The 22,870-nt window shown below is 69.2% G+C and carries 31 protein-coding genes and 4 tRNA genes; 23 read left to right on the top strand and 12 right to left on the bottom strand.

Going from position 1 to position 22,870, the window contains the following annotated elements; all coding sequences use genetic code 11:
* Positions 1–2 precede the first annotated feature (2 nt).
* From A5694_RS03290 to A5694_RS23890, 6 genes are all read left to right on the top strand, one after another.
* Positions 3–314 (top strand): zinc finger domain-containing protein, encoded by a 312-nt coding sequence (locus tag A5694_RS03290; protein ID WP_131809489.1) that lies wholly within the window; start codon positions 3–5, stop codon positions 312–314.
* A gap of 237 nt (positions 315–551) precedes the next feature.
* Complete coding sequence (locus tag A5694_RS03285; protein WP_131809488.1) at positions 552–839, top strand: hypothetical protein; 288 nt, start codon at positions 552–554, stop codon at positions 837–839.
* Positions 839–1,369 (top strand): hypothetical protein, encoded by a 531-nt coding sequence (locus A5694_RS03280; RefSeq protein WP_064920412.1) that lies wholly within the window; start codon positions 839–841, stop codon positions 1,367–1,369. The genes A5694_RS03285 and A5694_RS03280 overlap by 1 nt, the downstream gene beginning before the upstream one ends.
* Before the next feature lie 182 nt (positions 1,370–1,551).
* Positions 1,552–2,418, top strand: coding sequence for a phage major capsid protein (locus tag A5694_RS03275; protein WP_064920411.1), 867 nt, complete (start codon positions 1,552–1,554; stop codon positions 2,416–2,418).
* Between the two features lie 635 nt (positions 2,419–3,053).
* Positions 3,054–3,425, top strand: coding sequence for an HNH endonuclease (locus tag A5694_RS23580; RefSeq protein ID WP_131809487.1), 372 nt, complete (start codon positions 3,054–3,056; stop codon positions 3,423–3,425).
* Positions 3,426–3,537: 112 nt separating this feature from the next.
* Positions 3,538–3,699, top strand: a complete 162-nt coding sequence (locus A5694_RS23890) for a hypothetical protein (RefSeq protein ID WP_165605181.1) — start codon at positions 3,538–3,540, stop codon at positions 3,697–3,699.
* A 391-nt stretch (positions 3,700–4,090) separates the two neighbouring features.
* On the opposite strand, the gene A5694_RS23575 is transcribed toward A5694_RS23890, so the two are convergent.
* The 7 genes from A5694_RS23575 to A5694_RS03235 form a co-directional block, all read right to left on the bottom strand.
* Entirely contained in the window at positions 4,091–4,702 is a 612-nt protein-coding gene (locus tag A5694_RS23575; RefSeq protein WP_131809485.1) for a hypothetical protein, read from the bottom strand.
* A complete protein-coding gene (locus tag A5694_RS03260; RefSeq protein WP_064920408.1) occupies positions 4,699–4,995 on the bottom strand; it encodes a hypothetical protein in 297 nt (98 codons plus the stop codon). The genes A5694_RS23575 and A5694_RS03260 overlap by 4 nt, the downstream gene beginning before the upstream one ends.
* Positions 4,992–5,231, bottom strand: coding sequence for a hypothetical protein (locus tag A5694_RS03255; protein ID WP_064920407.1), 240 nt, complete (start codon positions 5,229–5,231; stop codon positions 4,992–4,994). The genes A5694_RS03260 and A5694_RS03255 overlap by 4 nt, the downstream gene beginning before the upstream one ends.
* Positions 5,232–5,269: 38 nt before the next feature.
* Entirely contained in the window at positions 5,270–5,779 is a 510-nt protein-coding gene (locus tag A5694_RS03250; RefSeq protein WP_064920406.1) for a hypothetical protein, read from the bottom strand.
* A 94-nt stretch (positions 5,780–5,873) separates the two neighbouring features.
* Positions 5,874–5,948 (bottom strand) — tRNA-Val (locus A5694_RS03245).
* Positions 5,949–5,965: 17 nt separating this feature from the next.
* Positions 5,966–6,036, bottom strand: a tRNA-Cys gene (locus A5694_RS03240).
* A gap of 30 nt (positions 6,037–6,066) precedes the next feature.
* Positions 6,067–6,139: transfer RNA gene (locus A5694_RS03235), tRNA-Gly, on the bottom strand.
* 159 nt (positions 6,140–6,298) lie between these two features.
* On the opposite strand from A5694_RS03235, the gene A5694_RS03230 reads away from it, so the two are divergent.
* Positions 6,299–6,370, top strand: a tRNA-Val gene (locus tag A5694_RS03230).
* Positions 6,371–6,598: 228 nt separating this feature from the next.
* On the opposite strand, the gene A5694_RS03225 is transcribed toward A5694_RS03230, so the two are convergent.
* The 3 genes from A5694_RS03225 to A5694_RS03215 all read right to left on the bottom strand — a co-directional run bounded on the left by A5694_RS03225 (position 6,599) and on the right by A5694_RS03215 (position 8,822).
* A complete protein-coding gene (locus tag A5694_RS03225; protein ID WP_082952479.1) occupies positions 6,599–7,366 on the bottom strand; it encodes an esterase in 768 nt (255 codons plus the stop codon).
* A gap of 82 nt (positions 7,367–7,448) precedes the next feature.
* Complete coding sequence (locus A5694_RS03220; protein ID WP_064920440.1) at positions 7,449–8,069, bottom strand: antibiotic biosynthesis monooxygenase; 621 nt, start codon at positions 8,067–8,069, stop codon at positions 7,449–7,451.
* An 87-nt stretch (positions 8,070–8,156) separates the two neighbouring features.
* Positions 8,157–8,822: a DedA family protein gene (locus A5694_RS03215; RefSeq protein WP_064920439.1), complete on the bottom strand. Its 666-nt coding sequence runs from the start codon at positions 8,820–8,822 to the stop codon at positions 8,157–8,159.
* 116 nt (positions 8,823–8,938) lie between these two features.
* On the opposite strand from A5694_RS03215, the gene A5694_RS03210 reads away from it, so the two are divergent.
* The 6 genes from A5694_RS03210 (at position 8,939) to A5694_RS03185 (ending at position 13,622) form a co-directional block, all read left to right on the top strand.
* Positions 8,939–10,600 carry an acyl-CoA synthetase gene (locus A5694_RS03210; RefSeq protein ID WP_082952478.1) on the top strand — a complete coding sequence of 554 codons (1,662 nt, stop codon included), beginning with the start codon at positions 8,939–8,941 and terminating at the stop codon, positions 10,598–10,600.
* Positions 10,601–10,802: 202 nt separating this feature from the next.
* Positions 10,803–11,147 carry a ferredoxin gene (gene fdxA / locus A5694_RS03205; RefSeq protein WP_064920404.1) on the top strand — a complete coding sequence of 115 codons (345 nt, stop codon included), beginning with the start codon at positions 10,803–10,805 and terminating at the stop codon, positions 11,145–11,147.
* Positions 11,144–11,857 (top strand): helix-turn-helix transcriptional regulator, encoded by a 714-nt coding sequence (locus A5694_RS03200; RefSeq protein WP_064920403.1) that lies wholly within the window; start codon positions 11,144–11,146, stop codon positions 11,855–11,857. The genes fdxA and A5694_RS03200 overlap by 4 nt, the downstream gene beginning before the upstream one ends.
* The gene (locus tag A5694_RS03195; RefSeq protein ID WP_064920402.1) at positions 11,854–12,279 is read left to right on the top strand and encodes a hypothetical protein; all 426 of its coding nucleotides are present in this window, start codon (positions 11,854–11,856) and stop codon (positions 12,277–12,279) included. The genes A5694_RS03200 and A5694_RS03195 overlap by 4 nt, the downstream gene beginning before the upstream one ends.
* Before the next feature lie 42 nt (positions 12,280–12,321).
* Complete coding sequence (locus A5694_RS03190; RefSeq protein ID WP_064920401.1) at positions 12,322–12,660, top strand: cupin domain-containing protein; 339 nt, start codon at positions 12,322–12,324, stop codon at positions 12,658–12,660.
* Positions 12,661–12,734: 74 nt separating this feature from the next.
* Positions 12,735–13,622, top strand: coding sequence for an NAD(P)H-dependent flavin oxidoreductase (locus A5694_RS03185; protein WP_064920438.1), 888 nt, complete (start codon positions 12,735–12,737; stop codon positions 13,620–13,622).
* Here A5694_RS03185 and A5694_RS03180 read toward each other — a convergent pair.
* Positions 13,619–14,323 (bottom strand): helix-turn-helix transcriptional regulator, encoded by a 705-nt coding sequence (locus A5694_RS03180; RefSeq protein WP_064920400.1) that lies wholly within the window; start codon positions 14,321–14,323, stop codon positions 13,619–13,621. The genes A5694_RS03185 and A5694_RS03180 overlap by 4 nt on opposite strands.
* A 95-nt stretch (positions 14,324–14,418) precedes the next feature.
* Between A5694_RS03180 and A5694_RS03175 the strand changes: the two genes are divergently transcribed.
* Positions 14,419–14,874: a DoxX family membrane protein gene (locus tag A5694_RS03175; protein ID WP_064920399.1), complete on the top strand. Its 456-nt coding sequence runs from the start codon at positions 14,419–14,421 to the stop codon at positions 14,872–14,874.
* Positions 14,875–14,884: 10 nt separating this feature from the next.
* Here the strand turns inward: A5694_RS03175 and A5694_RS03170 are convergent, their stop codons facing one another.
* Positions 14,885–15,382 (bottom strand): DUF1990 family protein, encoded by a 498-nt coding sequence (locus tag A5694_RS03170; RefSeq protein ID WP_064920398.1) that lies wholly within the window; start codon positions 15,380–15,382, stop codon positions 14,885–14,887.
* An 85-nt stretch (positions 15,383–15,467) separates the two neighbouring features.
* On the opposite strand from A5694_RS03170, the gene A5694_RS03165 reads away from it, so the two are divergent.
* The 9 genes from A5694_RS03165 (at position 15,468) to A5694_RS03135 (ending at position 22,865) form a co-directional block, all read left to right on the top strand.
* On the top strand, positions 15,468–16,091 hold the full coding sequence (locus tag A5694_RS03165; RefSeq protein ID WP_064920397.1) for a PaaI family thioesterase: 624 nt from the start codon (positions 15,468–15,470) through the stop codon (positions 16,089–16,091).
* Positions 16,088–16,252, top strand: coding sequence for a hypothetical protein (locus A5694_RS23885; protein ID WP_165604384.1), 165 nt, complete (start codon positions 16,088–16,090; stop codon positions 16,250–16,252). Before A5694_RS03165 ends, A5694_RS23885 begins: the two co-directional genes overlap by 4 nt.
* Positions 16,234–16,356 (top strand): hypothetical protein, encoded by a 123-nt coding sequence (locus tag A5694_RS24890; protein ID WP_267887735.1) that lies wholly within the window; start codon positions 16,234–16,236, stop codon positions 16,354–16,356. The genes A5694_RS23885 and A5694_RS24890 overlap by 19 nt, the downstream gene beginning before the upstream one ends.
* A gap of 115 nt (positions 16,357–16,471) precedes the next feature.
* Entirely contained in the window at positions 16,472–18,526 is a 2,055-nt protein-coding gene (thrS, locus tag A5694_RS03160) for a threonine--tRNA ligase (RefSeq protein WP_064920396.1), read from the top strand.
* A complete protein-coding gene (locus A5694_RS03155; RefSeq protein ID WP_064920395.1) occupies positions 18,523–19,095 on the top strand; it encodes an HIT family protein in 573 nt (190 codons plus the stop codon). Before thrS ends, A5694_RS03155 begins: the two co-directional genes overlap by 4 nt.
* Positions 19,092–19,754 (top strand): phosphatidylinositol phosphate synthase, encoded by a 663-nt coding sequence (pgsA, locus tag A5694_RS03150; protein WP_064920394.1) that lies wholly within the window; start codon positions 19,092–19,094, stop codon positions 19,752–19,754. The genes A5694_RS03155 and pgsA overlap by 4 nt, the downstream gene beginning before the upstream one ends.
* A 17-nt stretch (positions 19,755–19,771) precedes the next feature.
* Positions 19,772–20,695: a phosphatidylinositol mannoside acyltransferase gene (locus A5694_RS03145; RefSeq protein ID WP_234786561.1), complete on the top strand. Its 924-nt coding sequence runs from the start codon at positions 19,772–19,774 to the stop codon at positions 20,693–20,695.
* Positions 20,695–21,819: a glycosyltransferase family 4 protein gene (locus tag A5694_RS03140; protein WP_064920392.1), complete on the top strand. Its 1,125-nt coding sequence runs from the start codon at positions 20,695–20,697 to the stop codon at positions 21,817–21,819. The genes A5694_RS03145 and A5694_RS03140 overlap by 1 nt, the downstream gene beginning before the upstream one ends.
* Positions 21,819–22,865: an NUDIX hydrolase gene (locus A5694_RS03135; protein WP_064920391.1), complete on the top strand. Its 1,047-nt coding sequence runs from the start codon at positions 21,819–21,821 to the stop codon at positions 22,863–22,865. The genes A5694_RS03140 and A5694_RS03135 overlap by 1 nt, the downstream gene beginning before the upstream one ends.
* Positions 22,866–22,870 lie beyond the last annotated feature (5 nt).

The raw sequence follows: 22,870 nt of genomic DNA, 5'->3' as shown, positions 1-22,870 counted from the left end.
TGGTGACGACAGCAGCGGTGGCGTCCGGCACCGGAGGTGACCGTGGGGGCCGGCTACGGCCGTTCGATGCGTACCGGATCGCGCAGCGGCTCCAGGCCGACGTGCTCGGCGTGGTCTGCCCGGAACGGCGGTGCGCGGCGCCGGCGGGTGCGTTGTGTTCGACGGGGCATCGCCGGGGGTATCACTTGGGCCGGTTCAGTGAGGCGCTCAAGCGTGAGTTCGGTGACGACCTCGGCGGCCACGCCGATGGCGTCGATGATGAGCCGGCGGGGCCGCGGGGGCGGGGCCGGTCGAAGAAGCGGGTGGCGGCGTGAGCGGCGGTCGGTGGTCCGGGCGGCCGCTGCGGGGTGTCGCTGCCGAGAACGCGGCCAAGGTCCGCTGCATCCGCGACCACCCCCTTGATGATCCGGCCAACGTTTACACCTGGACCGATCGTCGCGGCCAGCACCGGCAGTGTCGGCGGTGCCGCCTCGATGCCCAGCGCCGCCGCTCGGCCAGCCAGAACGCAAACACGGTCGCCGGGGTGCGGCGACCGCAACGAGGAGGATGCGATGAGTAACCCGGAGCAACCGGAAATGTACCCGCTACGGGCCAGCGCCGAGGCGATCCAGTTACAGCCCGCCGACGTGCAATTCACCTATGCCGGCTATGTCGATGGTGTGGACGTGGCCGCGGTTCACATCGCCGACAAGCGGGTCGGCGAGGTTGTGTTGCCGTTGTCGATGGATGGCGCGTACGCGATGGCGGCGGGCCTGTTGCAGTTGGTTGCCGGGCAGGATGAGTTGCGGGCCGCATGGCTGGAACGGAACGCCGGAAGCGTTGCGGGGGAGGGTAACTGATGAGCGAGACAACGACGGCGACGACAGCGACGACAGCCACGGCCGACACCGAGGTCGGCGGCGAGGCCCTGGAAAGCCCCACACCGGAATCCGGTACCGGAGACACCACCGACTCGGGGAACGGCCGCGACGAGGATGCACAGCCGCAGGAATCGACACGGGGGCGGGCCGCCGGCTACCGGCAACGGGCGCAGGAAGCGGAAACGGCGCTCGAGGAAGCCCGCGGTGAAGTCACCCGGCTACGTGAGCAGGTGGCCGGCTACCGCCGGTCGGCGGTCGAGGCCGCGATCACCGCAACCGGGCTGAAGCCGGCGGCCGTGCTGGCCGTCGCCGATCTGGACAGCCTGATCGGTGACGACGGGCAACCCAACCAGCAGGCGATCGCGGCGGCGGTGGTGAAGGCCCGCGACGAGCTGGGGGTGCAGCGGCCGACGATTCACCGGCAGGTTGGAATGCGGTCGGGAGCCTCAGCACCGGAACAGCCCCGCCGGGACCCGTGGTCGGCGGCGTTCGGGCCGGCAGACCGCTAACCAGGGCCGGGGGGATGCCGCTGGCCCGGGTCACCGGAATTTGAACCGGGCCAGCGGTATTCGGTAAAATTGATGTAGAGGACGCGCACCGAAGTGCCAGAGCGTAACCGCTCGACTTTCCAACGGTGGACATGCGGAACAGTCAATTAGGCTGCGACCGAACACATTTGGAGAGTTTCACAATGGCAACCACGCCTATTCGCACCACAGACGCCGCCTACGGGTGGCGGCCCGATACCACCACTTTCGCGCCGGCCGACACCGTACCCGACGCGCTGATCTTGCAGACCGCAACCGTTTCCGGTGAAATCAACGGCGACCAGCCCAGCCTGCATGTTGCTTACGTCAACGATGCCGCGGCCGCCGAGTACGTCGCCGAGGGCACCGAGATTGACGACGAGGCCCCCGGCCTGGACGAGGTGCTGGTCAAGACCAAGAAGATTTCGCGGCTGGTGTCGCTCAGCAATGAGCAGTTTCACCAGGATGAGACCGCCGGCCAGGTCGCCACGTCGGTAGCCCGCGATCTGGTCCGCAAGGCCGACGCCAGCTACCTCGGCGACGACGGCGAGGACGGCGCCCCGACCGGGCTGTTGCACGCTACCGGCCTGGTGGACGGCGACCCGATCACCGACAACCTGGACGCCCTCGTGGACCTGCTCGCCGAGCTGGAGAGCAATCGGGCGACGCCCTCGGTGATCGTTCTCGATCCGCAGTCCTGGGCGCGCATCCGCAAGTTGAAGGTTGGCGGTGTCAACACCAACGAGAGCCTGTTGGGTGCCGGCACCACCGACGCCCAGCCCATGCTGCTGTCGCTGCCGGTGCTGCGGTCGCCGTTCATCCCGGCCAACACCGGGCTGGTGATCGACCGCACCGCGATCGCGGCCGCAGTCGGCGACGTCAAGGTGGCGCAGTCCGACCACGCCCGGTTCCACGAGGACGCCACCGTGCTGCGCGCAACGTGGCGCATCGGCTGGAACCTGGTACGCCCCGAACGTGTCGGCCGGTTCACCGTCGCCGGCGGCGACGACGGCAGCGGCACCGAGGGATAACCGCCCCATGATCGTGGCCCCACCCGTTAAGCCTGGCAGGCGCAACCCCGCCCAGTGCCCGGTGGCGGGTGGGGCCACCCACAAGCGTGACCTCCAGCCCGACTATCGGGGCCGGGCACCATCCAAACAGGTTGCGGCCGAGTCAGTCCGGCCCAAGCCTGTGGTGCCAGGCTCCCCTCCGTGTTGGGCCGGGGGTTACACGGTCGGGCCGCGATGGCCCGACCGACCTGGGGCCACCCGGCCGACCGCACCGCAGCGGGTTGGCCGGGGTGGCCCCACCAGGACACCGGCCCACGGGGCGCGTACTTGGAAGCCCGTTATCGGGGCGCCCCGTGGGCCGACACCAACGACCAGGGGGCGCCCAGCCATACCGGGCGGCCCCACCCGATACCGGCCCCCGCAAGGTGCAGGCAGGGACCGACCGGCAGCAACCAGGACGTCCACATGGCAGCACTGAAACCACGCGAACAGATAGTCCACGATGCGCCAACAGGTTGGCGCTATTGCGATCGCTGCGGATATTTGACGCGCACCAGCGACACCGACCACGCCGGCCGCTGCACCGACTGCGCCAAGTCACGGCAGCGCATGGAACGGGAACTGTCAACGCTGCGCCGAACAGGTGAACACTGACGATGAACGACAACAACCAAACGCGGGCGACACACGGCTGGAACCGTGGAGGCCGCACAGCATCGAGCCGAGTGACAACCGGCTGGAAATGGCGACAGGTACGACAGCGAGCACTGCGCCGCGACAACTACCAATGCGTTGCGCCTGGTTGCGACAACGACGCGCACGCCGTGGACAAGATCACGCCGGCAAGCCTCGGCGGTGACCCGTACGACCTCGACAACCTGCAAAGCTTGTGCCGACCGCATCACGCCGCCAAGACGGCGGCAGAGGCCGCGGCAGCAGCCGCGGCGAAGCGTGCGGCACCGAAGCCGCGGCGGCGCAGTCAACTTCATCCGGCCGACGTGCTCGCCGGCCGGGTCGAGCCGCAGTGAGCGCGCCCGCCGAGGGGTGGCGACCCCCACCGGGGTGCGCTCTGCCGAGGCCGTCATAGTGCGTGCCTCCGCGTGCAAAACGCGGAACTTTCCGGGGTGGCGGCGCCGGCGGGTGTCGCGGGCCGGTTTGGTGCGGACGGTGGGCGCCCTGGTGGCCCGGGTGGCCGAGCTGGAGGCGCGGTGCCAGTACCTCGAAGCGCAGAGGCGGGCGCGGCCGCCGATTCTGGCGCTGGGAGCGACGGCCGCGGTTGGGTTGCTGGACCATGCCGACTGATTGCTAGGGCAAGACACGCCTGCGCGTCATCATCCCCACGGATTGTCGTCGCCATCTCCTAGCCTTGATCGTATGGTTCCCAACACAGAGCTGGTCCCGATCGGAATTGTGCAGTGCGGTGACGCGGTAGTCGTGGATAACCACGGTAGGCAGATCGCGCTCGTCGTCCAAGAAAACTCGATCCATACGAGAGAACAAAGTGACGGAAACTTCGTCCAGTTCCATAGGCTGAAATTTGACCCTGCGGCTAATGGTGAGCCAGCGCAGGTCGAAGCCGCGGCCGAGACTATGGTTCATCGGGTCTTGCGGTAACGGGCTGGTCGCCCACCGCCGACGCGCGTCTAACGACGTAACGCCGTATGCGGAGCGCTATCGATATCCCATGATGCGCTCAATCTAGCTTGCCGTGACGAACTTCCGTTTCATACACGCCGTCTCGGTGTGCCCTTACGCAACTGAGAGCGTCGAATTTCTTTGGGTAATCTTCGTCGGTCTGCCATCCGCAAGCGCAGTGTGCCCACCAGGTCCGTTCGTCGTAAGGCCGATTGGGGTCACGCGCCTGCACTTCAAACTGATGGTTCCACCTTTCATATCGATCAGTGCCTATGCCTGCGATGATGTCATCGTAGGTCGGCGTTAGGGCGTGAACGAATTTTTCATCTTCGGGTAGCCCGCCCTGCTCGGAGTAACCGTGGCCATAATCCAGATAGCTAGTACTTCCTGTATGGCACTGGCCCAGAAGGCGCGGCCGGACTCCTGCGGCGTGCATTTCAGTTATCCAGAAGAAAGTATGGTCGTTCGACCAAACGGATAGCCATCCTATTTGTTGACCATCGTCAAGCAGGGCGGCGACGGCGAACGGATTTACGTCATTTGGCCGCGATTCAAGGGTGATGTGTAGAGGCCCAAATGGCAGCGCATCGAACAGGTCTTGAAAATGTTGCGTACCGCCTACCTTACGCTCGCGCATTCCTGGAATGTCGATGGTTCGCAGAGTCGTCATTCGCTTCCCTTGTCCGTGTGCGGCGTCGCCTTGTCTAGTCGGTCAGCCAGCGCGGTGGCGACGGCGGCGAGGTCGCGCAGCGTGGCGGCCTCGAAGAATCGGACCCGGCCGTCGTAGCCGTCGATGGTCAGTTCGGCGCCGTGAGTGACGGTGCCGTCCGTGTCGTGGAACTCCCAGGCTTCGCCGGCGACGGTGCCGCCGATGACCATTGCGGTGGCACCGCACCATCCGCGGTGGGGGTCGGCGTCGGCCGGGTCGGGTGCGCTGGTGGTGAGGATCGTTACCGCGGTCACTGGGCCGCCTCGTTCCCGCACATCGCCGCCAGCATTCGGCGGTAGATCAGCCCACCGAGCGGGTTGGACATGTCGACTCGTGGGTCGGCGGGCACCAGCCGGTCGCCACATTGCGCCCACCCGGAACCGAAGCCGCCACCCGGCCCGGGTGGTGCCGGCGCTGGGCCGGGGTCAGCGCCGGCCGGTGCGGCGACCGTCAGCAAGACGGCGACGATGCCGGCGAGGAAGCGAGCCATACGGGCACCATGCCATGCGGCGCCGACAACCGCGGCCATCATCGGGTCACCCCCAGGCTGCCGAGCACCTGGGCGGCCTCGACGTGGCCGGCGGCCTCGGTGACGACCTCGCGGCCGATGGGGCCTGTGAATGTCCATCCGCAGCCCGAGCAGCCGGCGTGCAGTTGCCCGCCGGCGGCGGTGATGACTGCCTCGTGGCGGCGGGCGCGGCCGGCGGGGTGCCGGTCCATCGCGGCGGCCAGCTCGGCGCTGTCGTCGCTGTTGTCGGCCGCGAGGTAGTGCTCGGCGGCGAGCCGGCGGGCGGTGTCCTCGGCGAACTGGCCGGGGCTGGTCCAGCCGCAGGTGCGGCAGGCGGCGCGGTAGCCGCGGCCGTTGGCGGTGGCGGCGCCCACGGTCACGTCGTGGTCGGCCTCGGCGGCCGGTGCGCTGGCCCGCTCACGTTCGGCGGCGGCGAAGATCGCGGCTGGCCCGTGCGGGCAGTCGCGGCCGTGGCCACCGATGCTGCGGCAGCAGCGGTGGAATGTGGAGTCGACCGGGTGGTCGGTCATGGTGGCCCCTATCGGGTTGCCACCGGGTCAGGTCCTATTCAGGTCCCGCGTGCTGGCCGTGCCGCCGATTAGGCGGGTTGACCTGCGTCGAACGTGGTGCGCGGTACTGGGATTGAACCAGCGACCTCTTCCGTGTCAGGGAAGCGCTCTCCCGCTGAGCTAACCGCGCTTAGAGCCAAGGAACGGAGGTGGAGACGGGAATCGAACCCGTGTGCACGGCTTTGCAGGCCGTTGCCTCACCACTCGGCCACTCCACCGCAAGGGGTTGATGCCACTTGACACCCTCGAGCGGATGACGGGATTCGAACCCGCGACCCTCACCTTGGCAAGGTGATGCGCTACCAACTGCGCTACATCCGCGTGCCACGAGCGAGATCGTCGCCCGTCGCGAAGCAGAACATTAGTCCAATGATGTGAGACAACACAACTTGGCCTGTCAGCTCGGCGAGTCGGGCGAAAATCGGCCTGCGCGTTGGGGCGCCGGGGACCGGGCGTGCTAGTGTTCGTCCTCGTTCATCCGGTCTCGTAGCTCAGGGGGAGAGCGTCCGCCTCACACGCGGAAGGTCGCTGGTTCGATCCCAGCCGGGACCACAAGGAAACCACCTCACGGCAGGTGGTTTTTCTGTTTCAGGCGACCCACCCCGGCCGGGATCTGACACGTCAAGGCCCGGGTCGCGAATCGAACGTCGTTTCTGGCGGTGCGGTATGCGTTCGCCGGAGCGACCGGATTGGGATCGCTCGCTCGGCCCACTGCCAACCTGGATCACCGGGCCGCCGCGACAGATCTCGCCGGCCCGGATCACTCGCACTGCGCAGGTCTCAGGCGATCATCGGGTCGATCGCCGACCGGGGCACCAGCACATGTACGGCCCCGGCCGAGGCGGGCAACAACACGCCCTGGTCGAAAAAGAAAATCACCCCGTCGTTGACCACCGCGAAATTCTGGTAGTTGGCCGGGTCGTACAGCGCGGCTTGCGCGAACGGCAACGGTGGTGGCGCCGTGGTGGACGTGGTCGTCGTCGACTGTTCCGGTTGTGCGGGCGACGGTGCCAACTGCTGCTGCAGCTCCGCCTGGACGATCGGGGCGACGGTCTTCAGCGGATCGTCCACCTGCCACAACGGCGCATGTTCTTTGTCGTCCGGGGCGGCCGCGTAGGTGATCGCCTTGCGGTAGGTCTGGTCCCAGTTGAACGCCTTGTACGTGGTCTGGGGCTGGGCCCCGCCGACGTTCTGGTTCACCGTGAACACCACCGCTTGGGTGCCGCGCGGGGGAATCGACGAGCCGTATTCCGTCGGCTTGATGCTCAACTCGTACGGCGTGCTGCGAGGCGCGCCGGACTTGGCCGCGTTGAGGAACGCCTCGCGGGTCTGGGCGACGTACTCGGCGACCGGCTTCTGGTCGGGGTAGTTCAGCGGAATGCTGATGTCGACGCGGTAGCCGGGTTCGGAGAGCTGGATCTCACAGGTGCGGCCGGTATTGCCACCTTGGAGCTCGGCGCAGTAATCCTTCGGGGCCGCCACAGCCACGGGCACGCAACCGAACATGGCGCCAACCGTCACGACCACGGCCACGCTGAAAGACCGCATGGGTGAGACCTCCTAGCAAAGGCGGCACCGCGCCGCGACCAAAGATTAGCGTGCGGCCACCCCTACTACGGCTGACGAAGGGCTACACCATCTCCGGCACGTTCAAGTGCGCGATCGCCAGGTCGAACTCGGCGACCTCGAGCACCTCGGCGCCGGCGTCGTTGACGGCTTTGGCCCAGATCGCCTGCTCCCCGCTGCGGCTGGCCACCATCGCCGCGCGGTCGTCGAAGCTGATCGAGGACACCGCCCGCCCCGAGGGCCGGTCCACCAGCAAAGTGGTGCTGCAGAAGCCGTCGAGGTCGGCCATCTCGGGCATCAGCGCCAGTTTGTAGGTGTCGATCATCCGCTCGCACCGGGCCGGATCGGTCCGCAGCCAGGTGACCCGCACGCCGGCGTGGCGGCGGGACCGGTGATCACGGCGTGCCGCGGCGATCTCCCAACGGGTGATCTCGGCGGTGGCGTGGAAGATCTCCCTGGCGCGGTCGCACAGCTGCTGGGCGCTGTCCTCGCTGCCGCGCAGGGTGTCCTCGTCCAGCCATGAGGAGGTGATGATGCACCGGCCGGCGTCGCGGTCGACCAGCATGGACATTCCCGCGCAGCCGTCCTGGTCGGCCAGGGTCGGCATCACCACACTGCGGACATGGGTGATCCCCTCATCAAGGAAGGAAGGATGGGCGTGAATGGTGGTTGCGCGCGCGAACATGACGGCCTCCGGGTGATCGGTGGCGACGCCCCGGCGGCGCCGCCGGTCCCCCTCCACCATGCTCCGCCGACGGCGCGGCGACAACCCCTAGTCGGCGACTTCTTGAACGGCCTCGGCCTCGTGGTGATGCTGCGCTTCCAGCTCGGCGATCTGCGCACCGATGCGCCCCCGCAGCGCGATGGTGCCGATGACACCAGCGAGCACCGCGACCAGCAACGCGACCCAGGAGAACCGGGACAACCAGTGCTCAGCGGCCATCCCGGCGTAGTACACCAGGGCCGTGGTCCCGCCGGCCCAGCAGATCGCGCCGGTCACATTGGCGACAAGGAAATGTGAGTAGCGCATCTTCAACGCCCCGGCCAGCGGCCCGGCCAGGATGCGCAGCAGCGCGATGAACCGGCCGAAGAACACCGCACTGGTGCCCCAGCGGGCGAACAACCGTTCCGCGTAGGCGACGTGGCCGGGACCGAAATGGCTGGGGAACCGCCGGCCCAGACGATCGAAGAGCGGCATGCCGAAGCGCCGCCCGATCGAATATCCGATCGAGTCGCCGATCACCGCACCGACCACGGCCGCCACCGCAACCCCGGCCGGGTCCACCGCCAGGTCGTGGCGCGACGACAGCAGCGCGGCTCCGACCAGCATGACTTCGCCGGGCAACGGGATGCCCAGGCTCTCGATCCCGATCACCCCGCCGACGAGCAAATAGACCGCCAGGGGCGGGATCGACTGCAGTAGGACATCCACCGACATGCGGCCAAGCATGCCTGACGCTGACCGGATGCGCCTGCCCGCACCGTCGGCGGGCCAATATGCGTCACCTTGTAGCGTTATCCGGGCCCATGCGGTGGTCGGATCGAGGAGCGGCAGTGGAATTCAACCTCGCCCAGGTGTTCTCGGCGGTGGCCTCGGCCATCCCGGACCGCGATTGCGTGGTCTTCGGCGACCGGCGGTTCACCTATGCCCAGATCGACGACCGCACCCGCCGGTTGGCCCGGGCACTGCACGAGCGGGGCCTGGGCGCGCGCCGGGAGCGCTCCGAGCTGGCCCCCCACGACTCCGGTCAGAGCCATCTTGCGCTGTATCTGGCCAACGGCAACGAATACCTGGAAGGCATGCTGGGCGCCTACCAGGCCCGCGTCGCCCCGTTCAACGTCAACTACCGCTACGTGGCCGACGAGCTGGTCTACCTGCTGGCCGACGCCTCCGCCGAGGCGATCATGTACCACGCGCGCTTTGCCCCCACCCTGGCCGAAGCGCTGCAGCACGCCGGCGACCGGCTGCCGGCGATGCTGCTGCTCCACGTCGACGACGACTCCGGCAACGCACCGCTGCCCGGCGCGCTGCACTATGAGGAGTTGCTGGCGAGCACCTCCGGTGAACCGCTGAACCTGCCGCTGTCCCCGGACGACCTGTACCTGCTCTACACCGGCGGCACCACCGGCATGCCCAAGGGCGTGCTGTGGCGCCAGCACGACATCTTCATCAACGCGATGGGCGGCCGGGAGTTCGGCACCGGCACCGTTCCCACCAGCCTGGCGGAGATCGTCGAACGTACCCGCGCCGGCGGCCCGGGTTCGATGACCGTGGCGCCGCTGATGCACGGCGCCGCCCAGTGGGCTGCGTTCATCACGGTGCTGGGCGGGCGCCCGTTCGTGATGTCGGCGACCACCGACCGGTTCGACCCGGCGGCGACCTGGGAACTGGCGGCCAGGGAGCGCGTCGTTTCGCTGTCGATCGTCGGCGACGCCTTCGCCCGCCCGCTCGCCGACGCCTTGGAAAGCGCCGCGGCCGGAGATTACGACCTGTCGGGCCTGTTCGTGCTGGCCAGCGGTGGTGCTCCGCTGACCGTCCCGCTCAAGCAACGGATCTTGGACCTGTTGCCGCACCTGTCGATCCTGGACGCCGGCGGCTCCTCGGAGACCGGCGCGCAGATGGGTCAGACCACCAGCCGCGGCCAGGCCTCCACCGGCCGCTTCACCCCGAACCCGGGCGCGGTCGTGGTCAGTGAGGACATGACCCGCATCCTGCGGCCCGGCGACGACGAGATCGGCTGGCTGGCCCAGCAGGGCTATGTGCCGCTGGGATACCTGGGCGACCCGGAGAAGAGCGCACGCACCTTCCCGGTCATCGAAGGCATCCGGCATTCGGTCCCCGGTGATCGGGCCCGCTGGGATGCCGACGGCGGCATCGAGTTGCTCGGGCGCGACTCGGTGACGATCAACTCCGGCGGCGAGAAGATCTTCGCCGAGGAGGTCGAGGCCGCGGTCGCCCACCATCCCGCCGTCTACGACGTCGTCGTGGTGGGCCGGCCCAGCCCGCGGTGGGGCCACGAGGTCGTCGCCGTGGTGCAACTGGCCGACGGCGCCGAGGCCGACGCCGAGGACATCGTCACCGAGGCGGCCCGCTACGTCGCGCGCTACAAGCTGCCCAAGGACGTGGTGTTCTGCGAGCGGGTGCAGCGCTCGCCCTCCGGCAAGGCCGACTACCGCTGGGCCAAGGCGCAGGCGACCGCGGCGCAAACGGTCTGAGCGGCACCGTGCGCACCGCGGCGCCGCGGCCGATCGCCCGCCGTACGTCGGCGAGGTAGCCGTCCAGTCATGCTGGGGCACAACGGGTTTCGTCGCGCCCAGCGGATCGCGACCAGCAGGCGGTGATGGGCGGATGACGCCCCCCGCCATTTAAGTCCGCCCTTCTAGTTTCTACAAAATTCCTTGTGTAAACTTCACGCCCATGGCATATGTGATCGGGAAGCCGTGCGTTGACGTGATGGACCGGGCCTGCGTGGAGGAGTGCCCCGTCGACTGCATCTACGAAGGCGGGCGAGCCCTCTACATCCATCCTGATGAATGTGTGGACTGCGGAGCCTGCGAGCCGGTATGCCCGGTCGAGGCCATCTACTACGAGGATGACCTCCCGGACGAGCTGCAACCCCACCTGGCCGACAACGCGGAGTTCTTCACTGAGGCGCTGCCCGGGCGCGACGAAGCGCTCGGCTCGCCCGGCGGCGCGGCCAAGGTCGGAGCGCTCGGCGTCGACACCCCGCTGGTGGCCAGTTACCCGCCCCAGGGGGAGTGAGCGACATCGCCAAACCGGCCGGGCCACCTGGAGGACGTCGTCTTGACGTGCTTCGGCTGGTGCAGGCCGCAGACGAGCCGCTGAGCATCGCGCAGATCGCCGACGAGTTGGGAGTCCACCCCAACACCGTGCGGTTCCACCTGGACACCCTGGTCGAAGAAGGCCGCGTCGAACACACCGAACCCGACCACAAGGGCCGGGGCCGTCCGGCGCTGATGTTCCGGGCGATCCGGCAGATGGACCGGGGCGGCACCCGTCGCTTCCGGCTGCTCGCCGAGATCCTCGCCATCGGCCTGGCCGCCGACTCCGACCCCAGCGGCAAGGCGCTGGCGGCCGGCCGGGCGTGGGGGCAGCGACTGCGCCCGCTGAACCGCCCGACCGAGTCGGTCGACGCCGACGAGTCGACCGGCCACCTCGTCGACATGCTCGACGAGTTGGGATTCCAACCCGAACACCTCGAACCCGATGCCGCCGGCGACAAGCAGCTCGGCCTGCGCCACTGCCCGTTCCTCGAGCTGGCTGAGAGCTCGACGGAGGTGGTCTGCCCGATCCACCTCGGCCTGATGCAAGGTGCGCTGGAAGCCTGGGATGCACCGGTCACCGTCGACCGCCTCGACTCGTTCGCCAAGCCCGATCTGTGTGTGGCGCACTTGAAGTCGGTGAACGTGGACGAGCCCACGCCGCTGCGCCTGGAAGGATCTGCCGGGTGAGCGCCGCCTCCGGCGTCGCGACCGCCGCGACCTTTCTCTGGCTGGGCATGGTGATCGCGATCTCGTTCATGGAAGCACCGCTGAAGTTTCGGGCGCCCAACGCGACGATCCCGGTCTGCCTCGGGATCGGCCGGTTGGTGTTTCGGGCCCTCAATGCCGCCGAGTTCGTGCTCGCCGCGGCGATCGCGGTGACGTTTGCGATCGAGCGCCCCAGCACCGCGGTCGTCGCGGCGTTCGGGGTCGTGGTGGTCATGTTGTTCGCCCAGATGCTGGCGGTGCGGCCGCGTTTGAGCCGCCGCGCCGATCAGGTGCTGTCCGGACTGGATGCGCCCCGTTCCCGTGCGCACTACGCCTACGTCGGCTTGGAGCTGATCAAGGTTGCCGCTCTGGTGCCGCTGGGCATTCTGTTGCTGTCCCGCTGAGTCCGACCCCGACACCGACCCGACGAGTGAGAAGGACTACCGATGGAATCGACCTCCCTGACCATGTTGGCCGACGAGAAGCTGGCCGAGGCCCGGCAACACCACAGCGGGCGCGCGGCGCACACCGTCTACGGGGGCTCGGTACACCACCTGCGTCAGACGCTGGTCGCGCTGCAGGCCGGTCAGTCGCTGGCCGAACACGACAGCCCGGGGGAGTCGACCCTGCAGGTGCTGCGCGGCCGGGTGCGGTTGACCGCCGGCGACGACGCCTGGGAAGGCGCGGCCGGGGAGATCGTCACCCTGCCGCGTACCCGTCACGCGCTGGAGTCCCTGGAGGACGCGGTGGTGCTGCTGACGGTCACCAAGAGCGCCTCGCACTGAGCGTGCCCGCCGCCGGACTCTGCACGCCCTGGTCACTGCGGGCCGGGCTGCGGGTGCCCATCGTCAACGCCCCGATGGGCGGGGTGGCAGGTGGCCGGCTGGCCGCCGCGGTCACCGCGGCGGGCGGGCTGGGCATGATCGGGATGGGCAGCACCGCCACGGCGGCGGCGCTGGCCACCGAGCTGGCCCTGGCCGGACCGGCGAAATTCGGAATCGGCTTGGTGGACTGGGTGATCCGCGATCAGCCCGACCTGCTCGACGCCGCCCTGGCCGCCCGCCCGGTGCTGCTCTCGGTGAGCTTCGGCGACGACTTGTCCTGGGTGGCGCGCGCCCACGCGGCCGGCATCCTCGCCGTCACCCAGGTCTATGACGTCGAGACCGCCCGCCGTGCGGCCGACGCCGGACTGGACCTGCTGGTGGCCCGCGGCACCGAAGGCGGCGGACACGGAGAGACCCGGCTTGCCACCCTGCCGCTGCTCGATGCCGTGCTGGACGCCGTGACGCTGCCGGTGTTGGCCGCCGGGGGGATCGCCTCGGCGCGCAGCCTGGCCGCGGTGCTGGCGGCCGGCGCCGCCGGCGCCTGGCTGGGCACCTGCCTGTCGGCCTGCCCGGAGGCGCTGACCGGCGACGGCGCCCGGCGCGCCCTGATCGCGGCGGCCGGCACCGACACCATCACCACCCGGGTGTTCGACGTCGGCCAGCGGCTGGATTGGCCGGCGCGGTTCCCGTCGCGGGTGTTGCGCAACGAGTTCGCCGATCGCTGGGCGGGCCGGGAGGACGCCCTGGCCGGCGATCGGGACGCCGGCGCGGAACTGGCGGCCGGGATCGCCGCCGAAGATCAGCGCATCGCGCCGGTCGATGCGGGCCAGGGCGTGGGGATGCTGCGCGACAGCCGTCCGGTGGCGGTGGTGCTCGACGAGCTGTGCGCCGGGGCGCAGCAGCTGCTGGCGCGCTGGGGCTAGCCCGCATCCGCGGCGGCGCTCAGCACGACGCAGCACCGGGACGGGTCTGGGCAGAGCCGGGTCTGCGGGCAGTGCGGTGCCAGCGCATCGCTGACGCCGCCGATCAACGCCAGGTTCATCGTGCAGGCCAGCTCCGTCTGGGCCTGGGCCAGCGTGTGGAAGGGACAGTTGGCCAAGAAGATCTCGCCGTCATCCGCGCGCGGTTCATAGCCGTGTTCGCCGAGCACGTCGACGGCCAGTTCCAGTGCGGCCGGCGCATTGCTCGGTGCCCGCCCCGCGGTCGCCGTGTCGCCGAGTTCACGCCCGTAGTCGCGGGCCAGGGTGCACAGCACCTCGATCGCCGGCCTGCCGGTGCGGGCGGATTCGGCGATCGCATCGGCCATCAACCGGCCCGCCAGCTCGTACTCCCGCGGCGGCAAGCTGACCGCGATCTGTTCCGGTGAGCGGCGGTAGCGCTTGGAGGGGCGGCCCGCGCCGGGACCGGAGCGGCCGGTCAGCCGCGCATAGTCGCTCTGCAACAGGCCGTCGGCCTCCAGCCGGTCCAGATGGAACTTGGCCTGGTGGCGGGCGATACCGGTCGCGGCCGCCGCCTCGTCGCGGCTGACCGGGGCGGGCTGGGCGGCGACGAATCGGTACAACGTGCGGCGGACCGGATCGGCGAGTGCGCCGATTCCCGTCACGTCGCGGTCGCGGTTGGCCATGGTTCGCCGAACTTCTATCGGATGAAACTCTTGACGTTAGATTCTAGTCCGTTCTAACGTACGAAATATACGCCGTTAGAACTGAGGAGGGCGTCATGAGTGCCACCGGTCATGCGAGTTCACCTGCCGTTTCAGAGCGGTTGAAGGATCCGTTGTTCGAGGCGTTCTTCGTGCTGCGGACCTTGTTCACGGTCGCTCCGATCCTGTTCGGTCTGGACAAATTCTTCAACCTGCTGCCGCACGTCCCCGGCGGCGCGGGCCCGAGTCACTGGGACAAGTACCTGGCGGCCTGGATCAACGACATCCTGCCCGGCAACGGCGACCAGGCGATGTACCTGATCGGTGCCATCGAGATCGTCGCCGGTGTCCTGGTCGCCGTCGCGCCGCGGATCGGCGCCTGGGTGGTGGCGGCCTGGCTGGCCGGCATCATCGTCGACCTGCTCACCTTGTCCGGCTATTACGACGTCGCGCTGCGCGACTTCGGTCTGCTGGTCTCCGCAGTGGTGCTGGCCCGCCTGGCTCAGGCCGTGCACATCCGCCAGCTGACGTGACGGCGCCTGCTCACACCGCTCGCAGGTAGCGCCTGGCGATGAGGCGCTGCGCCACCGACACCACCGGCCCGCCCGCTTTGATCCACCACTTGGCGGGCCGGGAAAACGCCCGTACCTGCGCGTAGACGGTGTCCTCGGCCGGGTCGTAGCGCACCGCGAAGAACTCCTCGCCGGATTCGGGATGTCCCGGCAGCGTGCCGTAGGCGAAGCCGCGCCGGTCGGGCTCGTCGATGACGTAGACGACCCGGCATGGCGCGGACAGAAACCCCATCCGCACCACCACGGTGGTGCCCACCGCGGCGACGTCGCTGTCCGCCCGCACACCCAGGCCGGCCCCGCGTTGCATGCCCCAGCGCAGCACCGCCGCGCCGGCCTCCTCGAAGCGCTGCCGGCCGCGGCCGATCGGGGCGGTGTGCTCCAGGTGCTGATATCCCTGCGGCAGTGCTCCCGCGGTGGCGCCCACCTCGGCGTAGGTCAGCGGTAGGTCACGCAGCTTGCTCACATCCACCGGCCCACCCTCCCAGGCGGTTGACTCTGCGTCCAGGGCGCCAAAGTGCGGGCAGCATGCGCCCTGGACGCAGAGTCAACGTTAAATGGGACGGGTGCACGCGACCCATGCCGGCGGCGGTTTCAACCCGCCCGAGCCGACCCAGAAGGGCGGGCCGGACTACGGCCGGTTCCTGGAGACCATGCGTACCCTGCAAGACCAGGCCCGCGCCGTCGACGCCCCCGACGAGGTGATCACCAAAGCCGCCGACGCGCTGCAGGAAGTCTGCGACCTGTTGGCGCCGTTCGGCAGCGACGAGTGGTCGTCGCCGTCGGGTCGCCGGTTGGATCTGCCCATGCGTGGCAACCTGCTTCCGGTACCGATGAAGCTGAAGAAGGGCGACGACGGCCGGCTGCGTGGCTGGGCCCGGTTCCGGCGGTTCCACTTGGGGCGCAACGGTGCTGCGCACGGCGGTGCCATCGGGCTGCTGTTCGACTCGGTGCTGGGCACCGCGTCATGGCTGCTGACCGGCGGGCCTTACCAACGCACCGCCTACCTGCACGTCAACTACCGCCGCATCGTCCCGATCGACAAAGAGCTGCAGGTCGAGGCGTGGGTCAGCCGGACCGAGGGCCGCAAGATCTTCGTCGAGACCACCTTGTGCGACGGCGACACGTTGCTGGCCGACGGCGAGGCGTTGTTCGTGGTGCTCAAACCCGGCCAGCCATGAGCTCGCAACGGATCGTCTTCGACGAGATGGACACCGGGCCGGAGCACTTCGCCGCGCGGCTCCCGTTGGCGGGCGAGCTGATCCGGTTCCTGCCCGGTGACGATCGGTCCGACTACTGCCTGGAACGCAGATGCGCCCGACGATGCGCGATCTGTGGGTGAACGTCGCCTACGTCATCGACTCGGCCCAGATCCGGGAACACCGGGTGGACTTCGACAAGAACTACCCGGCGGCGATCGCGCGGATCAACCTGGTTGAACCGTAGCGGTCATCGTCGCGGCCGGTGACCTTTGCTCGACCTGGGGCGATCAGCGATGCCCGCCCCGATAGCATGGTCGCGACCCGTTCGATCGTCCGACAGCCCCACTGGAGACCAGCCCATGAGCGTGCCCGCCATCCCCGTCCCGGCAAACCCGATTCGGGTGGCTGCCGGGACGACCGCGGCCGACGCGGTGCGCGCGGCGGGCCTGCCCAGCCGCGGGGCGCCGAACGCCATCGTGGTGGTGCGCGACGCGCAGGGCAAGCTGCGGGACCTGAGCTGGATTCCCGACACCGACACCGAAGCGACCCCGGTGCCGGCCGACACCGAGGAAGGCCGCAGCGTCATCCGCCACTCGTGTGCGCACGTGCTGGCCCAGGCGGTGCAGGACCTGTTCCCGGCCGCCAAGCTCGGCATCGGCCCGCCGATCACCGACGGGTTCTACTACGACTTCGACGTACCCGAGGCCTTCACCCCGGAGGACCTGGAGAAGCTCGAGAAGCGGATGAAGGCCATCATCAAAGACGGCCAGCTGTTTTCCCGGCGGGTTTATGAGTCCAAAGAGGCCGCCCGCGCCGAACTGGCCGGCGAGCCCTACAAGCTGGAACTCGTCGACGACAAGTCGGGCGACAGCGACATCATGGAGGTCGGCGGCGACGAGCTCACCGCTTACGACAACCTCAATCCCCGTACCCGGGAACGGGTTTGGGGTGATCTGTGTCGCGGCCCGCACATCCCGACCACCCGGTTCATCCCGGCGTTCAAACTCACCCGCTCTTCGGCGGCCTACTGGCGTGGCGACCAGAACAACGCCAGCCTGCAACGCGTCTACGGCACCGCGTGGGAGTCTCAGGAGGCGCTGGACCGCCACCTCGAACTGATCGAGGAAGCTCAGCGCCGCGACCACCGCAAGCTGGGCGTGGAACTGGACCTGTTCAGCTTCCCCGACGAAATCGGTTCGGGCCTGCCCGTTTTCCACCCCAAGGGCGGGATCATCCGCCGGGAGCTCGAGGACTACTCGCGGCGCAAGCACATCGAGGCCGGCTACCAGTTCGTCAACACCCCGCACATCACCAAGTCGGCGCTGTACGAAACCTCCGGTCACCTGCAGTGGTATTCCGACGGCATGTACCCGCCGATGCACATCGATGCGGAGTTCGCCGAGGACGGCACCGTGCGCAAACCCGGCCAGGACTACTACCTCAAGCCGATGAACTGCCCCATGCACCACCTGATCTTCCGCTCGCGGGGGCGTTCCTACCGTGAACTTCCGTTGCGGCTCTTCGAATTCGGCAGCGTGTATCGCTACGAACGCTCCGGCGTGGTGCACGGCCTGACCCGGGTTCGCGGCATGACCCAGGACGACGCGCACATCTACTGCACCCGGGAAACCATGCGCGACGAGCTGGCCTCGTTGCTGCGCTTCGTGCTCGACCTGCTCGCCGACTACGGGCTGGACGACTACTACCTGGAACTGTCCACCAAGGACCCGGAGAAATACGTCGGCTCCGACGAGGTGTGGGAGGAGGCCACCGAGACGCTGCGCGAGGTTGCCGAGGCGTCCGGGCTGACCCTGGTGCCCGACCCGGGCGGTGCGGCGTTCTACGGGCCGAAGATCTCGGTGCAGGTCAAAGACGCGCTGGGCCGCAGCTGGCAGATGTCGACCATTCAGCTCGACTTCAACATGCCCGACCGCTTCGAGCTGGAATACACCGCGGCCGACGGCACCCGGCAGCGCCCGGTGCTCATCCACCGGGCCTTGTTCGGCTCGATCGAACGCTTCTTCGGGGTGTTGACCGAGCACTACGCCGGGGCGTTCCCGGCCTGGCTCGCGCCGGTGCAGGTGGTCGGCATCCCGGTCGCCGACCAACACGTGCCCTACTTGGAAGACGTTGCCGCGCAACTGCGCAGCCACGGCGTGCGGGTCGAGGTGGACGCCAGTGACGACCGGATGCCCAAGAAGATCGTCAACCACACCAACGCCCACGTGCCGTTCATGCTGCTGGCCGGCGACCGCGACGTCGAGGCCGGCGCCGTCAGCTTCCGGTTTGCCGACCGCACCCAGATCAACGGCGTGCCGCGCGACGAAGCGGTCGCGGCGATCGCCGGCTGGATCGCCGCCCGCGACAACACCGCACCGACCGCCGACACGCTGAAGGTGGGCGGCGCGAAGTGACCGGCGACGAGGACGGCGAGCAGGGGATCGTCGATACCGGAGTCGGCGAACCCGACCGGCTCGAACGACTGTGGACGCCCTATCGGATGACCTATCTGGCCGAGGCGCCGCTCAAGCGGGCGGCGTCGGGGTCGGCGCGGTCCACCCAGCCGTTCACCGACATCCCCACGCTGTCCGACGAGGACGGGCTGGTGGTGGCGCGCGGGGAATTCGTCTACGCGGTGCTCAACCTCTACCCCTACAACCCGGGCCACCTGATGGTGGTGCCCTACCGGCGGTTCTCGGAGTTCGAGGACCTCACCGAATCCGAGGGCGTCGAGTTGATGGCCTTCATCCAGAAGTCCATTCGGGTCATCAAGGCGGTGTCGCGCCCGCACGGGTTCAACGTCGGCCTGAACCTGGGCGAGTCGGCCGGCGGGTCGCTCGCCGAGCATCTGCACGTGCACGTCGTGCCGCGCTGGGGCGGTGACGCGAACTTCATCACCATCGTCGGCGGCTCCAAAGTGATCCCGCAGTTGCTGCGCGACACTCGCCGGCTGCTCGCCGACGAGTGGACCAGACAGCAATGAGCAGGCTGCCTTTCCTGTCCCGGGCGGCGTTCGCGCGCGTCACCACGCCGGTGGCGCGGGCCTTCCTGCGGGCCGGCCTCACCGCCGACATCGTCACCATCCTGGGCACCGCCGGTGCGGTGCTGGCGGCGCTGACCCTGTTCCCGACCGGTCAGCTGTTCGCCGGCACCCTGGTGGTCTGGTTCTTCGTGCACTTCGACATGCTCGACGGGGCGATGGCGCGAGAAAGCGGCGGCGGCAGCGCCTTCGGTGCGGTACTGGACGCAACCTGCGACCGGATCAGCGACGGAGCGGTGTTCTGCGGGCTGGCCTGGTGGGCGGCGTTCGGCCTGCACAGCGCCCCGCTGGTGGTCGCGACGTTGATCTGCCTGGTGACGTCGCAGGTGATCTCCTACATCAAGGCCCGCGCCGAAGCCAGCGGCCTGCGCGGCGACGGCGGCTACATCGAACGTCCGGAACGGCTGATCATCGTGCTGGTGGGCGCCGGCCTGTCGGATCTGCCGATCTATCCGCTGCCGTGGGCGCTGCACCTGGCGATGTGGCTGCTGGCGGTGGCCAGCCTGATCACCTGCGCCCAGCGTCTGCACACCGTGCGGATCTCCCCGGGAGCGGTGGAACCGTTGCGGGACGCCGACGGCGAGGGAACGGCCGGACCGTGACCATCTTGCCGAGCGGTCTGCGAGTACCCGGACTCAGCCAGCTGGATGCCTGGGCCACCGACGCCGGGTTCGCGGCGGGCTGGATGCTGGTGCGCGCCCTGCCGGAGTTCGTCGCCCGCAACGCCTTCGACGCCGGGGCCTGGTACGCATCCCGGGGCGGGGGACCCGAGCAGCTGCGCAAGAACCTGGCCCGCGTGCTGGGGGTGGACCCGGCGCAGGTGCCGTCGGCGCTGATCCGGGCTTCGCTGGCGTCGTATGCCCGCTACTGGCGCGAGGCGTTCCGGCTGCCCACCATGGACCACGCCGAATTGGCCGGCCGGCTGCACGATTCGGTGCTGGGCCAGGAGTACCTGGAGGCCGCCTTGGGGGCCGGCCGGGGCGCGGTGCTGGCGTTGCCGCACAGCGGCAACTGGGATATGGCCGGGGTGTGGCTGGCGCAGACCCACGGCGGGTTCACCACCGTCGCCGAGCGGCTCAAACCCGAGTCGCTGTACCGGCGCTTCGTCGACTTCCGGGAATCTCTGGGCTTCGAAGTGCTGCCGTTGTCCGGCGGGGAACGCCCCCCGTTCGATGTGCTGGCCGAGCGACTGGCCGTCAACGGGCTGGTCTGCTTGATGGCCGATCGGGACCTGACCCGAAACGGGGTGGCGGTCGACTTCTTCGGGGAGTCCACCCGGATGCCGGCCGGCTCGGCCAAACTCGCGATCGAAACGGGTGCGGCGCTGCTGCCGGTGCACTGCTGGTTCGACGGCGCCGGCTGGGGTATCCGGATCTATCCGCGGCTGGACTGCTCCAGCGGTGAGGTCGGTGTGATCACCCAGGCGCTGGCCGACAGGTTCGCCGAGGGCATCGCCGCCTACCCGGAGGACTGGCACATGATGCAGCCGCAGTGGGTGGCCGATCTCCCCGAATCTCGACGGGCGCGCCTGGGGGAGCGCTGATGCGGATCGGCATGGTCTGCCCCTACTCGTTCGACGTGCCCGGCGGGGTGCAGGCTCACGTGCTGCAGCTGGCCGAGGTGATGCGCGCCCGCGGGCATGAGGTCAGTGTGCTGGCGCCGGCCTCGCCGCATGTGGCGCTGCCGGACTACGTCGTCTCCGCCGGCAAGGCCGTCGCGATTCCCTACAACGGGTCGGTGGCCCGGCTGCAGTTCAGCCCGGCCGCGCATCGCAAGGTCAAGAAATGGCTCCTGCACGGTGAATTCGATGTGCTGCACCTGCACGAGCCGAACGCCCCCAGCCTGTCGATGCTGGCGCTGAATGTGGCCGAGGGCCCGATCGTGGCCACCTTCCACACGTCGACCACCAAATCGCTGACGCTGAGCGTGGCCCAGGGCTTACTGCGGCCGATGCACGAAAAGATCATCGGCCGCATCGCCGTCTCGGACCTGGCCCGGCGCTGGCAGATGGAGGCGCTGGGATCCGACGCAGTCGAGATCCCCAACGGGGTCGATGTGGCGGCCTTCGCCACGGCGCCGCCGTTGCCCGGTTATCCGCGGGCCGGCCGTACGGTGTTGTTTCTCGGCCGTTACGACGAACCCCGCAAGGGAATGGCGGTGCTGCTGGGGGCGCTGCCGGCGCTGGTCGAGAAGTTCGCCGATCTGCAGGTGTTGATCGTCGGCCGCGGTGATGAAGCCGAATTGCGCAGCAACGCAGGCGCATTGGCCGGCCATCTGCGATTGCTGGGCCAAGTCGACGATGCCGAGAAGGCGTCGGCGCTGCGCAGCGCCGACGTCTACTGCGCGCCCAACACCGGCGGGGAGAGCTTCGGCATCGTGCTTGCCGAGGCGATGGCGGCCGGCGCCGCGGTGGTGGCCAGCGACCTGGACGCCTTCCGCCGGGTGTTGCGCGACGGGCAGGCCGGCCGGCTGGTGCCGGTCGATGACCCCGCGGCCCTGGCCGCCGCCCTGATCGAGGTGCTCGGCGACGAGGCGCTGCGGGCGTCCTATGTGGCGGCCGGCCGTGAGGCGGTACGCCGCTACGACTGGTCGGTGGTGGCCGACCAGATCATCCGGGTCTACGAGACGGTCGCCGGCGTCGGCCGCAAGGTCTCGGTGGGCGACTGATGGGCCCGACGATCGCCGGCACCGTGCTGGTGCTGGTCACCGTGGCGGTGCTGGCTGCCGCGGTCGGCTGGGCATACCAGACCGCCAACCGGCTCAACCGGCTGCACGTGCGCTGCGATCTGTCCTGGCAGGCGCTGGACGGAGCGCTGGCGCGGCGTGCCGTGGTGGCCCGGGCCGTCGCGATCGAGGCCTACGGCGACGCGGTGGCCGGACGGCGGCTGGCTGCGCTGGCCGATGTCGCCGAGCGGGCGTCCCGCGACATGCGTGAGACGGCCGAGAACGCACTGTCGGCCGAACTGGCCATGGTCGACGCCGCCTCGTTGCCGCCGGCGATGGTCGCCGAATTGGCCGATGCCGAAGCCCGGGTGCTGCTGGCCCGCCGATTCCACAACGACGCGGTCCGTGACACGGTCGCCCTGCGCGAGCGCCCGTTGGTACGGGCGTTACATCTGGGCGGAACCGCGCCGATGCCAACCTATTTCGAGATCCTCGAACGGGCGGGCATGGTTGCACACGGCGATCACGGCGTGCTTGCTCCGCGCGTCTCGGCGCGGGTGGTGCTGCTCGACGAGACGGGATCGGTGCTGCTGCTGCGCGGTCGCGACCCGGCCCTGCCGGATGACGCCGAGCACCCGGCGCCGCGCTGGTGGTTCACCGTCGGTGGGCAGGTGCTCCCCGATGAGCCGCTGGCCGAGGCGGCGGCCCGGGAACTGGCCGAGGAGACCGGCCTCAACGTCGACCCCGGCGAGCTGGTCGGGCCGATCTGGCGCCGCGATGCCGTCTTCGAGTTCAACGGCGAACGGCTTGATAGCCAGGAGTTCTTCTTCGCCTACCGCACTGGCCGGTTCGAGCCGTCCGGGACCGGTCGGACCGGGCTGGAGCAGCGCTACCTGCATGGCCACCGCTGGTGCGATGCCACCGCGATCGCCGAGCTGGCCGCCGCCGGCGAGAAGGTCTATCCGCTGCAGCTGGGTGAGCGGCTCGCCGAGGCGGCCCGGTTGGCCGACGGCGCCGGCGCGACTCCGGACCTCCGTCGGATCAGCTGACTGCC

Origin of the sequence: Mycolicibacter sinensis, from assembly GCF_001667945.1 — a bacterium.
Lineage (GTDB): Bacteria > Actinomycetota > Actinomycetes > Mycobacteriales > Mycobacteriaceae > Mycobacterium > Mycobacterium sinense_B.
The sequence above is the reverse complement of the archived record's forward strand: the minus strand, read 5'-3'. Positions and strand labels throughout refer to the sequence as shown.

What these genes read in the sequence shown, in the direction of transcription:
- A5694_RS03215 (WP_064920439.1), bottom strand. Translation starts at nt 8,822, where the DNA reads ATGTCGGTGGATGTCCTACTGCAGTCGATCCCGCCCCTGGCGGTCTAT.
- pgsA (WP_064920394.1), top strand. Translation starts at nt 19,092, where the DNA reads ATGAGCAGGCTGCCTTTCCTGTCCCGGGCGGCGTTCGCGCGCGTCACC.
- A5694_RS03140 (WP_064920392.1), top strand. Translation starts at nt 20,695, where the DNA reads ATGCGGATCGGCATGGTCTGCCCCTACTCGTTCGACGTGCCCGGCGGG.
- thrS (WP_064920396.1), top strand. Translation starts at nt 16,472, where the DNA reads ATGAGCGTGCCCGCCATCCCCGTCCCGGCAAACCCGATTCGGGTGGCT.
- A5694_RS03250 (WP_064920406.1), bottom strand. Translation starts at nt 5,779, where the DNA reads ATGACCGACCACCCGGTCGACTCCACATTCCACCGCTGCTGCCGCAGC.
- A5694_RS03225 (WP_082952479.1), bottom strand. Translation starts at nt 7,366, where the DNA reads ATGCGGTCTTTCAGCGTGGCCGTGGTCGTGACGGTTGGCGCCATGTTC.
- A5694_RS03280 (WP_064920412.1), top strand. Translation starts at nt 839, where the DNA reads ATGAGCGAGACAACGACGGCGACGACAGCGACGACAGCCACGGCCGAC.
- A5694_RS03190 (WP_064920401.1), top strand. Translation starts at nt 12,322, where the DNA reads ATGGAATCGACCTCCCTGACCATGTTGGCCGACGAGAAGCTGGCCGAG.
- A5694_RS23885 (WP_165604384.1), top strand. Translation starts at nt 16,088, where the DNA reads ATGAGCTCGCAACGGATCGTCTTCGACGAGATGGACACCGGGCCGGAG.
- A5694_RS03135 (WP_064920391.1), top strand. Translation starts at nt 21,819, where the DNA reads ATGGGCCCGACGATCGCCGGCACCGTGCTGGTGCTGGTCACCGTGGCG.
- A5694_RS03175 (WP_064920399.1), top strand. Translation starts at nt 14,419, where the DNA reads ATGAGTGCCACCGGTCATGCGAGTTCACCTGCCGTTTCAGAGCGGTTG.
- fdxA (WP_064920404.1), top strand. Translation starts at nt 10,803, where the DNA reads ATGGCATATGTGATCGGGAAGCCGTGCGTTGACGTGATGGACCGGGCC.
- A5694_RS03255 (WP_064920407.1), bottom strand. Translation starts at nt 5,231, where the DNA reads ATGGCTCGCTTCCTCGCCGGCATCGTCGCCGTCTTGCTGACGGTCGCC.
- A5694_RS24890 (WP_267887735.1), top strand. Translation starts at nt 16,234, where the DNA reads ATGCGCGATCTGTGGGTGAACGTCGCCTACGTCATCGACTCGGCCCAG.
- A5694_RS03165 (WP_064920397.1), top strand. Translation starts at nt 15,468, where the DNA reads ATGGGACGGGTGCACGCGACCCATGCCGGCGGCGGTTTCAACCCGCCC.
- A5694_RS03275 (WP_064920411.1), top strand. Translation starts at nt 1,552, where the DNA reads ATGGCAACCACGCCTATTCGCACCACAGACGCCGCCTACGGGTGGCGG.
- A5694_RS23580 (WP_131809487.1), top strand. Translation starts at nt 3,054, where the DNA reads ATGAACGACAACAACCAAACGCGGGCGACACACGGCTGGAACCGTGGA.
- A5694_RS23575 (WP_131809485.1), bottom strand. Translation starts at nt 4,702, where the DNA reads ATGACGACTCTGCGAACCATCGACATTCCAGGAATGCGCGAGCGTAAG.
- A5694_RS03220 (WP_064920440.1), bottom strand. Translation starts at nt 8,069, where the DNA reads ATGTTCGCGCGCGCAACCACCATTCACGCCCATCCTTCCTTCCTTGAT.
- A5694_RS03185 (WP_064920438.1), top strand. Translation starts at nt 12,735, where the DNA reads ATGGGCGGGGTGGCAGGTGGCCGGCTGGCCGCCGCGGTCACCGCGGCG.
- A5694_RS03285 (WP_131809488.1), top strand. Translation starts at nt 552, where the DNA reads ATGAGTAACCCGGAGCAACCGGAAATGTACCCGCTACGGGCCAGCGCC.
- A5694_RS03180 (WP_064920400.1), bottom strand. Translation starts at nt 14,323, where the DNA reads ATGGCCAACCGCGACCGCGACGTGACGGGAATCGGCGCACTCGCCGAT.